The organism is Rhizobium sp. WSM4643, assembly GCF_025152745.1.
GTDB classification, from domain to species: Bacteria; Pseudomonadota; Alphaproteobacteria; order Rhizobiales; family Rhizobiaceae; genus Rhizobium; species Rhizobium leguminosarum_I.
Genome location: NZ_CP104040.1, coordinates 1,086,809 through 1,100,760 on the forward strand (window position 1 = coordinate 1,086,809; position 13,952 = coordinate 1,100,760).

The window sequence follows — 13,952 nt, forward strand, 5'->3', positions numbered from 1 at the left end:
ACAAGGGCCGGTTTTCTTCGGCTTTTTCGTCTGTCGCCTTTACAGCGCCGCGTGTCTTGTCGGACGTGCAAAGGACTGTAATATTTTGAATTATGCAGTAGAGGAGGAGACATGGCCGATGTCACGGCTCTGACATTTCTGGCCCTGTGTCTGCCGCTCGTCGGCGCTCTTGCCGCTCCCTTCGTCATCCGCATTTTCGGCGCAAACGGTGCCTGGCTCCTGGCGATCGCTCCCTTGCTCGCCTTCCTGCATTTTCTGCGTTTCGTTCCCAAGATCGCGCGCGGCGAGGTCGTCACCGGCGGGTATTCCTGGGTGCCGAGCTTTCATCTCTCCTTTTCCTGGTTCCTCGACGGCCTATCGCTGGCTTTCGCGCTGTTGATCACCGGCATCGGCACGCTGATCGTGCTTTATGCCGGCGGCTATCTCAAGGGACACAAGGATCAGGGCCGCTTCTTCTCCTTCATCTTCCTCTTCATGGGCGCGATGCTCGGCGTCGTCGTTTCCGACAGTTTCCTGATGCTCTTCATCTTCTGGGAGCTGACGTCGATCACGTCCTTCCTGCTGATCGGCTTCGATCACCAGCGGGCGGCGGCTCGCCGCGCTGCCCTGCAGGCGCTTGTAGTGACCGGCGGGGGAGGGCTCTGCCTGTTGGCCGGCCTGCTGATCCTCTGGAATATCTCAGGCGTCACGGAGATGTCGCGGCTCATCGGAACGGGCGATGTCGTGCGCGAAAGCCCGTTCTATCTCGCAGCCCTCCTTCTGGTCCTGGGCGGCGCCTTCACCAAGTCGGCCCAATTTCCCTTTCATTTCTGGCTGCCGAACGCCATGGAGGCGCCGACGCCGGTTTCGGCCTATCTGCATTCGGCCACAATGGTGAAAGCAGGCGTCTATCTGCTGATGCGGCTCAATCCCGTCATGGGGGCAACGCCTGCCTGGGAAATCCTTCTGCCCTTCTTCGGCGGGCTGACGCTGGTGGTCGGTACCGCACTCGCCATCCGCCAGACCGACCTGAAGCTCAAGCTTGCCTATACCACCGTCTCCTCGCTCGGCCTGCTCGTCATGCTGATCGGCTTCGGCTCGGACCATGCGGTCGAGGCGGCGGCGCTTTATCTGGTGGCGCATTCTCTCTTCAAGGGCGCGCTCTTCATGATCGCCGGCATCATCGATCACGAGACCGGCACGCGCGATATCACCAGGCTCAGTGGCCTGATGCGGGCGATGCCGCTCACCTGGATGATCGCGCTTTCGGCGGCCTTCTCCATGGCCGGCCTGCCGCCCTTCTTCGGTTTCCTCGCCAAGGAGGAGATCTACACGGCACTCGTCGGTGCCGATGTCCGCGCGATCACATTTACCGCGATAACCGTCTTCGGCAATGCGCTGATGTTCGCCGTCGCCTTCGCCGTGGCGCTGAAACCCTTCCTCGGACGGCCGGTGGAGACGCCGAAACCTCCGCATGAAGCACCCGTCCTGCTTTGGCTCGGCCCGGCCGTTCTCGCCGTCCTCGGCCTGCTCGCGGCGATCTTCTCGACCTTCAGCCATACCGTGCTGTCCTCCCCGCTCGCTACCGCCATCCGCCAGACATCCGTCGACATCGACATTTCGCTGACGCCGCATATCGGCCTGCCCTTGGCGCTCTCCGCCCTGACCATACTGCTCGGTATCGGCGTTTACTGGCAGCTGGCGCGCGCCCGTTTCCTGATGGCCATCTTCTTGCGCGCGGCCGGACCCGGGCCGGACCATGGCTTTGATGTCGCTATATCGGGCCTTGTCCGCTTCTCGGGCCGCCTCATGCGTGTCCTCCAGCCGGGGCGGCTGGAGATCTATGTCACCTGCAGCTTCCTTTGCGTTGCCGCCATCCTCATCGTCCCCCCGGTCGTCTATGGCGAACTGCCGCGCCTTCCGGCCTGGCCGGCCGATGTCAGGCTCTATGAATGGGCGGTCTTTCTGATCGCCGCCTTCGGCCTTGCCGCCGTGCTGGTCGCCCGCGACCGGTTGACGGCGATCGTCTCGCTCGGCATCCAGGGTTTCGCCGTCGCCATCATCTTCCTGCTGTTCGGCGCGCCGGATCTGTCGTTTACCCAGTTCATGGTGGAAACGCTCTCGGTGGTCATCCTCGCGCTGGTGATGACCAGGCTTCGCCTATCTCCCGCCGATCGGCGGCCGCTCGGCCGCAAGCTCTTCGACGGTGCGCTGGCGCTTGTCTGCGGCCTCGGCTTCATGCTTTTGCTGATGCGGGCGACCGAGGCGCCGTTCGACGATGCGTTGACGGCTTTCTTCAACGCCTATTCCAAATCGATCGCCCACGGCGCCAACGTCGTCAACGTCATCATCGTCGATTTCCGCGGCACCGACACGCTCGGCGAAATTGCCGTTGTCGCGGTCACCGGCCTTGCCATCCTGGCGCTGATCCGCATCCGCGCCGGCAGCGAGCGCAAGCTTGCCGCCAATGATCCCACGGCGGAGGGCTGATCGCATGAACACCCTCATTTTCCGCACCGTCGCCCCGTTTCTCACCGCGCTGATGCTGCTTTTTTCAGTCTTCGTGCTGCTGCGCGGCCATAACGAGCCGGGCGGCGGCTTCATCGGCGGGCTGATCGCTGCCTCCGGACTGGCAATTTACGGCATTGCCCGCGGTGTTGGCGCCGTTCGCCGCGCGCTGTACTTCCATCCGCTGTCGATTGCCGGCTTCGGCCTGCTCCTGTCGACCATGGCGGGTCTTCTCTCCATCCTCTTTGCCGTTCCCTTCATGACCGGCCTCTGGATTTATCCGAAGCTTTTCGGCGCCGAGATGCCGCTGTCGAGCGTCATGCTCTTCGATGTCGGCGTCTATCTCGTCGTGCTCGGCGCCATCACCTCGATCGCGCTGGCATTGGAAGAAAAGGAGGTGGAATGATGGAGCCGCTTCTCGCGATCCTCGTCGGCCTGTTCTTTGCCGCCGCCATCTATCTGATGCTGTCGAAATTCTCGATCCGCATCATGCTCGGCATCGCCATCCTCGGCAATGCCGTCAACCTGCTGCTCTTTACCGGCGGCCGGCTGACGCGCGAGGTGCCGCCGATCATCCCGGTGGGTCTCGACAGCTTGCCCGCAGGCACGGCCAACCCGTTGCCGCAGGCCCTCATCCTGACGGCGATCGTCATCTCCTTCTCCTTCCTTGCCTTCCTGCTGGTGCTGACCTACCGCGCCTATCAGGACCTCGGCACCGACAACACCAGCGACATGCGCGCCGCCGAGCCCGACGACCGGCCGCTGCCGCCATTGGGGTATTAAGGATGTTGGTGCGGATGCTCACCCCATGGCAAACCCTCTCGTGCGATAGCGGAGGCGCCATCTAATGGCCGCCCCAACCTCTACCGTCGATCTCTCCGCCGCCCTGATCACCGTCCCGGTGCCGATCGGCCATTGGCTTGCCATCCTGCCGGTCGCCCATTGCATCACGCTGGGTGCCGTCCTGCTGATGCTGCGCGCCTATCCCCGCCTGCAGGCCTGGCTTGCCATCCCAGGCCTTGCCGCGCTGGCGCTGATCGATGCGGCACTGCTCGCCAAGGTCGCCGCCGAAGGGCCGCTCACCATGGTCATGGGCCGCTGGCTGCCGCCCTTCGGCATCGCCTTCACCGTCGATCTCTTCGGTGCGCTGATGGCCTTCACCGCAGCCCTTGCCGCGCTCGCCGGCGGCATCTATGCGCTGGCCGATATTGGTGAGAGCGGCCGGCGATATGGTTTCTTCCCGCTGCTGATGCTGCTGATGGCCGGCGTCACCGGCGCCTTTCTTACCGGCGATGTCTTCAATCTCTATGTCTGGTTCGAGGTGCTGCTGATCTCCTCCTTCGGGCTGATCATCCTTGGCTCCGAGCGCCAACAGATCGACGGTGCGCTGAAATATGCGGTACTCAATCTCATCGCCACGACGTTGTTCCTGATAGGCGTCGGCATCCTCTATGCCGCCTTCGGCACCCTCAACATGGCCGATATAGCTGCAAAAGCCGCGGATTTGCGCGGCACGGCGCCTCTGATGACGCTGGCAAGCCTCTTCCTGCTCGCCTTCGGCATGAAAGCGGCGGCCTTTCCGGTCAATTTCTGGCTGCCGGCCGCCTACCATACGCCGCGCATCACCGTATCGGCGCTGTTTGCCGGCCTGCTGACCAAGGTCGGCATCTACGCGCTGATCCGGGTGATGGTCATGCTGCTGCCGATGGAGCGGCAGGAATTGAGCCTGGTGATCGCACTCGCCGCCGCCGCGACCATTCTCGTCGGCGCTCTCGGCGCGCTTGCCGAAAACGATATCCGCAGGCTGTTCGGCTATGTCGTCATATCGGGCATCGGCAACATGCTTGCCGGCGTCGCGCTTGGCGGCCTTGGCGGCATCAGCGGCGCGGTCTTCTATGCGCTCCATTCCATGGTGCTGATGACGGCGCTTTATCTTGCCGCCGGCGAGATCGCCCGCCGCGGCGGCGGCTTTTCGCTATCGGCCCTCGGCGGGCTCTACAGGCAAAGCGGTGGCTTCACCGCGCTCTCCCTCGTGCTCTTCCTTGCCGCCTGTGGCCTGCCGCCCTTTTCCGGCTTCTGGCCGAAGGTCATCCTCGTCAAGGCCTCGCTCGATCTCGGCGCCTGGTGGCTGGCGGCCGCGATCCTGATTGGCGGTTTTCTGACGACAATTGCCTTCGGCCGGCTCTTCCTGCTCGCCTATTGGCGCCCGGCGGCGATAGCCCTGACACCGACAGTCCTGACACCGTCCGGACCGAGGTGGCGCACCGGTCTGCCGCTCGCCGCGCTGACAGCGCTGGTCGTCGGCTTCGGCATCTTGCCGGAACAGTTGCTGGCGCTGTCGCAATCCGCAGCTGCCGGCCTTGCCGATCCCCAGGCCTATCTTCACTCGGTCTTCCCGGAAGGAGGCGCGCCGTGATCTTCGTCCTCTTCAACCTGCTGCTGGCCGTTGCCTGGATCGCCGTCACCGGCAGCGCCTCACCGCACAACCTCATCTTCGGCTTGCTGCTTGGCGCCCTGGCGCTGGTCATCATCCGCGAATCCTTCGGCGGCAAGGGACATATCCCCCGCGTCCTCCCGGTGCTCTCGCTTGCCATTCTGTTCCTGAAGGAATTGTCGCTGTCGGCCTGGAAGGTCACGGTCACCGTCCTCTCGCCCGATATGAAGCTGAAGCCCGGCATCTTCGCCTTTCCGCTGACGCTGACGAGCGATTTCGAGATCACTTTGCTGGCAAACCTGATCACGCTGACACCTGGCACGCTTTCGGTCGACGTCTCGACAGATCGCCGAATGCTCTATGTCCATGCGCTCGATTGTTCCGATCCTGAGGCCACCAAGCGTGATATCGCCAACGGTTTCGAACGCAAGATCATGGAGGCCTTCCGGTGATCACGCCTGCCGCGATTATCGCAGTCGCATCTTCGACCGCACTCGTCATCCTCGGCCTGGCGCTGATCCTCACCGTCTGGCGCGTCGTTGCCGGCCCGACATTGCCGGATCGTATTCTTGCCCTCGACATGCTGACCGGTATCGCCATCGGTTTCATTGCGGTCATCGCGGTCAAGACCAGCTTTTCGCTCTATATTGATATCGCCATCTCGCTCGGCCTTGTCGGTTTCCTGGCGACTGTCGCCTTCGCCCGCTTTGTGCTGTCGCGCGGCAATATCAAATCGAAGCCATCTGCGGCAAATGGCAACACGCAAAAGCGGGCAGGGGGCAAGAAGCGATGATCGATTATATCGTGGCTGCCATCACCGCCCTGCTGCTGATCGTCGGAGCGCTCTTTGCTCTTGCAGCGGCAATCGGCCTTGTCAGGCTGCCCGATCTCTACACGCGCATGCACTCGGCCTCGAAGGCGGGGACGGTCGGCTCCGGCCTATTGCTCCTCGCCGCCGGCCTCTATTCGCAAGATCTGGCGATTCTCGCCCGCGCCATCGCCGGCTTTATCTTTTTCCTGCTGACGGCGCCGGTGTCTGCCCATCTCCTTGCCAGAACTGCCCACCGTTCAGGATATGATCTCGGTGAACTCTCGGTCCGTGACGATATCAGAGATCTTTGAGCCTATGCTGTTCGCCGACATTACCAGATTTATGCAAAACTTATGCACAGGAAGCTGTGAGTAAAGCTTGGCGGAAAGCCCTTCAATTCTTCATCTGTCACATTTTCTCAAGAAAAACGACAAATAATAATTGGCCTTTTGGTCAAACGATGGTATTTGAAAATGCAAGTAGAGTTCTGATTGTGAATTGCAATCGTACTGCTTCCAAGTCGCTCAGTTTTGATTTTCAATGTCTAAACTGAGGCCATAGCCCGGAGCATGACGTAGTGGTTTCCAATCAGGCAGTATAAGGACAGGTCTCGCTCTTCGGAATCTAGGGGTGGATTTCGCGTTTTTCGAAACAGAAGATCGCTTCCGGTGCTTTTGCTGTTCGCTTCTACGAGGCGGGTCTTTGACGTGTCGGTCAAAGACCGTTTGTGCATGCTAACAGGAGAAAAAATATGACGGATATAGCGACCGGCAATGCGCCGGAGCTGCTTGTGGAACTGACGGCCGACATCGTTGCGGCCTATGTCAGCAACCATGTTGTACCGGTCAGCGACCTGGCCAATCTGATTTCCGACGTGCATTCGGCACTGAGCAACACGTCCGTACCGCAGCCTGCTGCGGCGATCGTCGAAAAGCAGAAGCCTGCAGTTTCTGTCCGCAAGTCCGTACAGGACGAGCAGATCACGTGTTTGGAATGCGGCGGCAACTTCAAGTCCCTCAAGCGTCACCTGATGACGCATCACAGCCTCTCGCCGGAAGAATACCGCGAGAAGTGGGACCTGCCGACCGATTACCCGATGGTAGCGCCCGCTTATGCCGAAGCGCGTTCGCGCTTGGCAAAGGAGATGGGCCTCGGGCAACGCCGCAAGCGCGGCCGCGGCTGAGCTTTTTCGAAAGCATCGACGACAAAAAGCCGGGTCTTGTGCCCGGCTTTTTTGTGTGCCTTTTCAAGGCATGGAAAATAATCTCGATGGGGCTATTCCAGGAAAGTGCAAAATGGTTTTCCCGGGCAAAGCGCGAAGCGGTTTTGCCGGGAGTTGGGTAAACGAAAGGTTGGAGCGGTTCTGCGCTTCTATCAAAAGCTGAATCGCGCCGGTGATCCAACCTTTCGCAGATGATTCGGACGGGCGCCAAGATAGTCTGAGCGACCCCGTCTTATGCTTCGCCGACAGGCTTAGAATGTATTCCTATACTATCAGCAAGTGTTAATGTATTCGATGTGCCAAGGCAGGCGCTGTCCAGCTCGATCGGCTGTGGCCCTTCCGATCAGCAATCATCCCAGTCAAGCCGCGGCGCGGACTCTTGCCTCTTCGCGAATCCTGTTCACCATCGAGCGCAGTCCGTTCGAGCGCTGCGATGACAGATTCTCCACCAGGCCGATCTTCGAGAATATCTCGAAGGCATCGAGCCCGGCGATGTCGGATGCGGTCTTGCCGGAATAGGTGGCAAGCACGATGGCGACGAGGCCGCGCACGATATGGGCGTCGGAATCACCCTCGAAGCTCATGACCGGGTTGTCGGGATCGCCTGTCGTATGCGTCACCAGCCAGACCTGGCTGGCGCAGCCCATCACCTTGTTCTCCGAGGTGCGCTTCTCCTCGGCCAAGTCGGGCAGCGCCTTGCCGAGTTCGATGACATAGCGGTAGCGGTCTTCCCAATCGTCCAGGAAAGCGAAGTCGTCGATGATCTGGTCGAGGGATGCCATGGTAGCCTTTCACTATTAAAGCAGTTCCAGCAAAAGTGCGCAGCGGTTTTGCGTCCGGAATGCGTCAGGAAGTGCTCTAACACTGCATATAGGTGAAAGACCGGCGGATTTGAACCGCTAAAAAGAAACGCCGTGAGGGATGAGCATCCTCACGGCGCAGCAACATGCTGAATTAAACAGGGCAGGCACGTCAGGCATGGGGCCTCTCCGCGTCATGCGGACCGCCGATGCAAGCTATAAAACCGAAAGGCATTGCGGACGAATGCCCGCGAAATTTCGTCAGGTCGCCGGCTTCGGCGTCGGCAGCGGAATAGCGCCGGTCACCACCGTCTCAGGAGAGGCATCATCCTCGACCGGCGGACGGTAAGGCATCGGCTGGTTGAGCGCAGCCTTTGCCTCGCGCACCTTTTCCTGGATAGCAGGTGCTGCCAGCGAAGGCATGTTGAGCGCCACCGGCATCTGCGGTTCGGCAAGCTTTGCGGTCGCCGGCGCCTCGTCCTTGAACTGGCTGTCGAGAAGTTCGTAGGCGACGCGGGCGCCCTCGCGGGCCCGGTAGCCGAGCGCGGTGAAGGTTTCGGCGCCCTTGGCACAAACCTCGGGCTTTTCCGAGCACATGCCTGTGAGATAGTCATAGGCGCCGCTTGCCGCCGTGAACGCGTCGGAAAGCTGCAATTGCGGGCCGTTGGCCAACTTGTCGGAACTCTCCGTGCTGAAGACGGAAAGAAGCACGAGCACGAGGCCAAACCAGAAGGATCCTTTGATCAGAAACCACATTGTCGTCGCCCATCCTGTTTTCCCCGTCCGGTTCTTGTCGCCGAATCAGGCCGGTTGTCCGGTGTGTTTTCACCCTACCGCCAAGTTGCGAATGCCGCTTTTCGAAACTCACGCGCATTTGCGGCAAATTTAGTTCAAATTTTAGCGAACGGTATTTGAGCCGCATTTTAGTCGAATGCGAGCGATCGCCGTTAAGCATCAGGGCAACACCTGCTTGCAATTGCAGGGCTTTTGCTAGCTCGCCTTGCCACAAGAGTTAACGCAATGCTGAAATATGAGGAAAATCCGTCGCTTACCCCATATTAACCACAAAAGGCAAAGAGCCTTCCAGATGCTTCAAAACGGGAATTTCGGCCGTTTCAGCCTGTGAACAGCGCTTTTGCCTTATCCTTTCTTTAAGTCGCCAAGGCCTATTGTCCGGATCGATCGACAGCCTTTCGGGCGGGTATTGCGTGCGTGTATTGAGTAACATTGGCGGCTGGATGACGGCCCTCGTAGACCGGGCAGCGACAAGCTGGCTCTCCCGGACGGGCGGCGGCGAAGCCGTACGCCAACGCGAGCTCGCGATCCTGCGCCGCCTCGTGCTGTTCTCGTCGGCCGCTCTCGTTGCCGCTCCTATCGGCCTTTCGGTAGTCACAAGTCCGGCCGTCGCGCTGCCGGCGGGTGTCGCCGTGGTCTGCGCCGCCTTTCTCTTTTCCGCCGTCGGCAGCATCGCGCTCGCCCGTCAGGGTTCGTCTTCCGGTATCGCCACGCAGTCGGCCGAGGATTTCTTCCTTGCAGCCACCCCCGGCCTCGTCTTCTTCCTGGACCCGCACGGCAGTGTGGCGACGGTCGGCGGCCGCGACCGGCGCGATTTCCTTGCCTGGATGCGCGATCCCAAGGGCAGGGGCTTCCTCGAGCAGGTGCATGTCTCCGACCGCATCCTTTTCCTGCAGGCGCTTGATGACCTGCGCCGGGGCGAGGATGCTCAGAGCGTCGATCTGCGCCTCGATCGGCCCTCGGTCTCGCGCGATCAACGCCAGTTCGCCTATCTCAGAATGGACATGACCGCCCGGCGCGATGCCGATGGCGAGCTTGCCGCCATCATTGCCCAGCTGCGCGATGTCTCCATCGAGCAGCAGCTGCGTGACGAGGCCCAGAACCGCGCGGCCGATGCCGAATCCGCAAACGACGCCAAGTCGCGCTTCCTCGCCGCCGTCAGCCATGAACTGCGCACGCCGCTGAACGCCATTCTCGGTTTTTCCGATATCCTGATCGGTGAATATTTCGGCAAGTTCGAAAACGACCGCCAGCGCGAATATGTCGGCCTGGTCCGCGAATCCGGCGCGCATCTGCTCTCCGTCGTCAACACCATGCTCGACATGAGCAAGATCGAAGCGGGCCGCTACGAGCTGATCCTCGAAGCCTTCGATATATCAAGCTCCGTCAAATCCTGCGAATCGATGCTGGCATTGCAGGCCAAGACCAAGGGCCTCACCCTGACGAGCCGTATCCAGCGCGATCTCGGCGAGGTCGTCGCCGATCAGCGGGCCATCCAGCAGATCCTCATCAACCTCGTCGGCAATGCCATAAAATTCACCGAGGCTGGCGGCGTCGTCTCGGTCGATGCGGCAGCGCGCGACGGCATCCTCAAGCTGACGGTCAGCGATACCGGCATCGGCATCCCGGCCGACAAGCTGGCGCTGCTCGGCCAGCCCTTCGTCCAGATCCAGAACGACTATACCCGCCGCTTCGAAGGCTCCGGCCTCGGCCTCTCCTTGGTCAAGGGGCTGGTGGCGCTGCATGGCGGGTATTTCGCCATCGCCAGCCAGCCGGGCGAGGGCACGATCATCACCATCGAGATCGCGGTGGACGGCTCGGGCGCCCAGCACGCCGAAGACGCCGGTCATGGCGCGACTGTCGAGTTTCCGCCGCGGCTGAAGGGCGCGGTCAATAGTGGTGCAGAATTGGAAGAGGGGCGTTTCCATGGCCGCGCGCAAGCGAAAATCGCCTAAGGGAAAAAGGGGACGGCAGCAGCCGGGCCTTCTGATGACAGGTGCGGCCGCCCTTGGCGGGCTCGGCCTGCAGGGCGCATCCGTGCTCGGCGGCGTCATCGGCCGCAATCCGTCGGTCGCCGGCGGCACGATCACCTTCGTCGTCATCTTCTCCTTCGTCGCCGCCAATGCGCTCTGGTATCAGCCGGGCCTGCATCCGCATCCGATTTTCCGCACCCGCGATCCGCAGTCTCCGACCGTGCTCGGTGCCCGCCGTCCAGCCGAGGAGCAGCAGGGCGAGGTCACCACCTTCCGGATCGAACGGCCGCAGGATACAGCCACCACCAATGCGACGCCGGCGCCTGCCGCGCCTGGCCAGCAGCCGAGCCAACTCGTCATGGACATCCAGCAGCAACTGGTGCGCCGCGGCCTCTATAACGGCATACCCGACGGCATCATCGGCCCGCGCACCAGTGCGGCTATTCTCTTCTTCGAGGAGACCGTCGGCATGACCCAGACCGGCGATCCGACGCCGGAGGTACTGGCGGCGCTGAAGACCGATGCCGCCGGCCCCTCGACCGTGCCCGCCGAAAAGCCGCCCGAGGATGTGAGCTCGAAGGCGGCGGCGGAAGATCCGGTGGCGGCCGCGATCCGGAGCGCTGAAAAGACGGTCAAAACGGCTTCGTCAGCTGCAAAGCAGGTTCCATCAAGCGAAATCACCAATGTCGACCTGGTGCTGAAGATCCAGAAGGGTCTTTCCAACATGGCCTATGCCAATGTCGGCGTCGACGGCGTCGCCGGCGAGCAGACCCGCGCGGCTATCCGCCATTTTCAAAAGCACTACAACCTGCCCGAAGACGGCGAGCCGAACCAGGCGGTGCTGAAGAAACTCAAGGAAATCGGCGCGATATAGAACATAATGCCGAAAAGTGTGAGCGGTTTTCGGACGACATCCTGTTCTAAATCGGCAAAGAGCCTTTTTACCCGATTGAATAAGATGAAGCGGAGCGCACGATCAGCGAACAGGCTGAGGATGAAGGGCGGCGGCAGCGGTATCTTGAAACCGGAGCGTCGGTGCCGTTTGAAACGATCCGGGCCAGACTGCGGGGCTTTGCCGCCGAAGCCGGCCGCAAAGCGGACCCGCAATGAAATTTGTTTTCTTGCCGGAGCCTCTCGGAAACCCTGATCCAGCTGACGGCGAGCGCCGGCGTCAAGACCGCCGACAGCCGTTGGATCGAGGAAGCGCAGTCGGTGGCAAGGCAGATTTCCGGCGCCTTCGAGCGCGCCGTCGCTGAAGGGCAGATCGGGCTCGATGCTCTCTTCGACCGACGCTATCGGCCGATACCGGGCACCGATCCGGCACAGGTGACGGCAGCCTTCACCGAACTCGCCGACCGCCTGCTGCCGCCGATCCAGGAACCCGTCACAGCCTTGGACGAGCGCATCGCCTTCTGCGCGGCGATCGACGAGAACGGCTATCTGCCGACCCACAACCGGAAATTCTCGCAAGCCCAGCGGCCTGGCGACACCGTCTGGAACACCGCCAATTGCCGCAATCGCCGCATCTTCGCCGATCGCGTCGGCCTTGCAGCTGGCCGCGGCACCGCGCCCTTCCTCGTCCAGACCTACAGGCGCGACATGGGCGGCGGCAATTTCGTGACGATGAAGGATATCTCCGCCTCGATCACCGTCCGGGGACGGCATTGGGGAGGATTGCGGCTGGCAGTCAAGGTCTGACCGCTGGAGTCAAACTCAGACCGTGCATTGCCGCCACCGGCGCGCCGGTCTATACCGCGCCGATGAGATTACGCGCCGACATCTTCGTTTCCGCCCTCCTGCGCCGCGTCTTCGCCAGCGGCGATTTCGCCGCCGTCGAGAAGAAGGGTGCGGAGGAGGCGGGTGCGATCTTCATCCGTCAGCACCGCCGCGACGGCCTGGAAACTCTCTATGCGCCGGCGCCGCAGACCGCTTTCGACGAAGGCCAGGCCGGCGACCGCCTGTTCGAGATCCGCCTGTTGCGCAGCGAACCGGAAGCGGTGCGCGCGATGCTGGAGCGCGAACGCAAATTCGATCCCGATCTCTGGATCGTCGAGCTGGAGGCGGATGAACTCGGAGATATGATCCCACTTGCGAAGGGCGGCTGAGAGTCGAGGCGCTCGTCAGTTCAGCGCCATTTCGGGCAGTTCATATGTGGCAAGGCCGCTAATCCGCGGTTCAGCGAGACCGCCGTCCCATGATGCGCATGTCGCGCTGCGGCGGCGCCTGGCGGATGAAGCGGTGGTTGGGCGCTTCCTGAGGTGCGGGCACATTGGGCAGATCGTGCCTATAGGTGTAGCGATCGGCACGCCGCCAGGCTTCGACGCGTTCGTGGCATTCTTCCGGCTCGAGTGCATCGAGCACCATCCAGCCCCGAGTGACGTTGTGCTGCTGTTCGGCCAGGTGCGGATAAAGCCTTTCGAGCACGAAGACGGCATCAAGAAAGCCCATGCCGAGGCTCGTCAGTGTCGTGGCAAGCTGCTGGCCGGAAAGATCGAGCATGATGCGCTCGGCAAGCCAGCGGCTGGCGGAAAGCGCATCGGCAAGTGCTGTTGCGAAATGCGTCGCCTCGCGTGAGCGCGCGAAGCGCACCAGCAGCGCCTCTTGAATGTCGCTGAGCGTGCGAAGACCGAGCCTGTCTTCGTCGGCACGGCCGAGATGACCGGCAAGCCCGAGGATGCGTTCGCGCAACGCCTCTTCATTGGCAACCCGCTGTCCCTCCAGCGCATCCGCCTCGTTGGTCTCGGCCGGCACCGGCGAAAGCGGGACCGCCGGCGATTCCATGATCGGCGCCGAGGCGCCCGCGGCCCGAGGCTGGCTCTGGCGCAGCGCCACTAGCGCATCGATGACCTTCGGCGAGAGTGAATCGCGGCTGACGATCGCCTTGACATGCGCTGCACCCTGCATGCGCGCAATGGTAATTAGCGTATCGTCGGCGATCGCCTTGGAGGCGGCAAGAAAAGGGGCCGCGATCTCGATCGGCTGGTTGCCGATAAACAGTGCCACCGCGGCCGGCATGTTCTCGCATTGGGACAGCGCTGCGACCGCCTGCCGCTTGGCCTCGTCGGACGAGGCCTGGAACAGCGGCATGAAAAGTTCGGCGAATTGGCGCAGTTCGGACCGTGTCGGATGAGACAGGTTCTCGAAACTGCTGACAGTCGCCATTAACACCACGTCCTTTTTCCTGACGGCCAAGGGGCCTTCTAGGTCTCGAAACCGGTCACGCACAAAAACACCCCGAAAACGCAGAACAACGGGACCATGGGCCGATATGCGCTGGCGGAACGCATGTCAGGCCATACGGTTATGAACAAATCCTACACCGGTAGGGTTAATGCATGCTGAAGATTTTATTAAAAAGCAGCAGAAATATACACGCTTAGCGTGTTTATGCATAGTTAGCCGGCGATATAAAAATGCACAGTTTGGAACG

The 13,952-nt window shown here is 61.6% G+C and carries 14 protein-coding genes and 1 pseudogene; 12 read left to right on the forward strand and 3 right to left on the reverse strand.

The annotated features are described in order from the left end of the window. Positions 1–111: 111 nt before the first annotated feature. The 8 genes from N1937_RS05610 (at position 112) to N1937_RS05645 (ending at position 6,915) form a co-directional block, all read left to right on the forward strand. Positions 112–2,469 (forward strand): putative monovalent cation/H+ antiporter subunit A, encoded by a 2,358-nt coding sequence (locus N1937_RS05610; RefSeq protein WP_260057828.1) that lies wholly within the window; start codon positions 112–114, stop codon positions 2,467–2,469. Positions 2,470–2,473: 4 nt separating this feature from the next. After that, complete coding sequence (locus N1937_RS05615; RefSeq protein ID WP_017963535.1) at positions 2,474–2,893, forward strand: Na(+)/H(+) antiporter subunit B; 420 nt, start codon at positions 2,474–2,476, stop codon at positions 2,891–2,893. Beyond that, complete coding sequence (locus tag N1937_RS05620; RefSeq protein WP_032985038.1) at positions 2,893–3,270, forward strand: Na+/H+ antiporter subunit C; 378 nt, start codon at positions 2,893–2,895, stop codon at positions 3,268–3,270. Before N1937_RS05615 ends, N1937_RS05620 begins: the two co-directional genes overlap by 1 nt. A 64-nt stretch (positions 3,271–3,334) precedes the next feature. Beyond that, on the forward strand, positions 3,335–4,903 hold the full coding sequence (locus tag N1937_RS05625; RefSeq protein WP_260057830.1) for a Na+/H+ antiporter subunit D: 1,569 nt from the start codon (positions 3,335–3,337) through the stop codon (positions 4,901–4,903). Beyond that, positions 4,900–5,373: a Na+/H+ antiporter subunit E gene (locus N1937_RS05630; protein WP_170280396.1), complete on the forward strand. Its 474-nt coding sequence runs from the start codon at positions 4,900–4,902 to the stop codon at positions 5,371–5,373. The genes N1937_RS05625 and N1937_RS05630 overlap by 4 nt, the downstream gene beginning before the upstream one ends. Beyond that, entirely contained in the window at positions 5,370–5,714 is a 345-nt protein-coding gene (locus N1937_RS05635; RefSeq protein WP_017963539.1) for a cation:proton antiporter, read from the forward strand. The genes N1937_RS05630 and N1937_RS05635 overlap by 4 nt, the downstream gene beginning before the upstream one ends. After that, positions 5,711–6,043, forward strand: coding sequence for a monovalent cation/H(+) antiporter subunit G (mnhG, locus tag N1937_RS05640; protein ID WP_017963540.1), 333 nt, complete (start codon positions 5,711–5,713; stop codon positions 6,041–6,043). The genes N1937_RS05635 and mnhG overlap by 4 nt, the downstream gene beginning before the upstream one ends. Before the next feature lie 440 nt (positions 6,044–6,483). Beyond that, positions 6,484–6,915: a MucR family transcriptional regulator gene (locus N1937_RS05645; RefSeq protein ID WP_003557810.1), complete on the forward strand. Its 432-nt coding sequence runs from the start codon at positions 6,484–6,486 to the stop codon at positions 6,913–6,915. A 398-nt stretch (positions 6,916–7,313) separates the two neighbouring features. Here the strand turns inward: N1937_RS05645 and N1937_RS05650 are convergent, their stop codons facing one another. Together N1937_RS05650 and N1937_RS05655 are read right to left on the reverse strand one after the other, a co-directional pair. Beyond that, positions 7,314–7,736: a SufE family protein gene (locus N1937_RS05650; protein WP_017963541.1), complete on the reverse strand. Its 423-nt coding sequence runs from the start codon at positions 7,734–7,736 to the stop codon at positions 7,314–7,316. Positions 7,737–8,015: 279 nt separating this feature from the next. Further along, positions 8,016–8,510, reverse strand: coding sequence for a DUF5330 domain-containing protein (locus N1937_RS05655; protein ID WP_018484373.1), 495 nt, complete (start codon positions 8,508–8,510; stop codon positions 8,016–8,018). 413 nt (positions 8,511–8,923) lie between these two features. Between N1937_RS05655 and N1937_RS05660 the strand changes: the two genes are divergently transcribed. The 4 genes and pseudogenes from N1937_RS05660 (at position 8,924) to N1937_RS05675 (ending at position 12,627) form a co-directional block, all read left to right on the forward strand. Beyond that, on the forward strand, positions 8,924–10,504 hold the full coding sequence (locus N1937_RS05660; protein ID WP_260057833.1) for a sensor histidine kinase: 1,581 nt from the start codon (positions 8,924–8,926) through the stop codon (positions 10,502–10,504). Next, positions 10,476–11,396 (forward strand): peptidoglycan-binding domain-containing protein, encoded by a 921-nt coding sequence (locus N1937_RS05665; protein ID WP_170280398.1) that lies wholly within the window; start codon positions 10,476–10,478, stop codon positions 11,394–11,396. The genes N1937_RS05660 and N1937_RS05665 overlap by 29 nt, the downstream gene beginning before the upstream one ends. A gap of 257 nt (positions 11,397–11,653) precedes the next feature. Beyond that, positions 11,654–12,220, forward strand: a pseudogene (locus N1937_RS05670) (methyl-accepting chemotaxis protein); the annotation flags it as partial. A 62-nt stretch (positions 12,221–12,282) separates the two neighbouring features. After that, on the forward strand, positions 12,283–12,627 hold the full coding sequence (locus N1937_RS05675; RefSeq protein ID WP_260059058.1) for a DUF1491 family protein: 345 nt from the start codon (positions 12,283–12,285) through the stop codon (positions 12,625–12,627). A gap of 70 nt (positions 12,628–12,697) precedes the next feature. Here the strand turns inward: N1937_RS05675 and N1937_RS05680 are convergent, their stop codons facing one another. Next, a complete protein-coding gene (locus N1937_RS05680; RefSeq protein WP_260057835.1) occupies positions 12,698–13,747 on the reverse strand; it encodes a DUF2336 domain-containing protein in 1,050 nt (349 codons plus the stop codon). Positions 13,748–13,952 lie beyond the last annotated feature (205 nt).

Coding starts and splice junctions, on each gene's coding strand:
- N1937_RS05610 (WP_260057828.1), top strand. CDS start 112: ATGGCCGATGTCACGGCTCTGACATTTCTGGCCCTGTGTCTGCCGCTC.
- N1937_RS05615 (WP_017963535.1), top strand. CDS start 2,474: ATGAACACCCTCATTTTCCGCACCGTCGCCCCGTTTCTCACCGCGCTG.
- N1937_RS05620 (WP_032985038.1), top strand. CDS start 2,893: ATGGAGCCGCTTCTCGCGATCCTCGTCGGCCTGTTCTTTGCCGCCGCC.
- N1937_RS05625 (WP_260057830.1), top strand. CDS start 3,335: ATGGCCGCCCCAACCTCTACCGTCGATCTCTCCGCCGCCCTGATCACC.
- mnhG (WP_017963540.1), top strand. CDS start 5,711: ATGATCGATTATATCGTGGCTGCCATCACCGCCCTGCTGCTGATCGTC.
- N1937_RS05645 (WP_003557810.1), top strand. CDS start 6,484: ATGACGGATATAGCGACCGGCAATGCGCCGGAGCTGCTTGTGGAACTG.
- N1937_RS05650 (WP_017963541.1), bottom strand. CDS start 7,736: ATGGCATCCCTCGACCAGATCATCGACGACTTCGCTTTCCTGGACGAT.
- N1937_RS05655 (WP_018484373.1), bottom strand. CDS start 8,510: ATGTGGTTTCTGATCAAAGGATCCTTCTGGTTTGGCCTCGTGCTCGTG.
- N1937_RS05665 (WP_170280398.1), top strand. CDS start 10,476: ATGGCCGCGCGCAAGCGAAAATCGCCTAAGGGAAAAAGGGGACGGCAG.
- N1937_RS05675 (WP_260059058.1), top strand. CDS start 12,283: ATGAGATTACGCGCCGACATCTTCGTTTCCGCCCTCCTGCGCCGCGTC.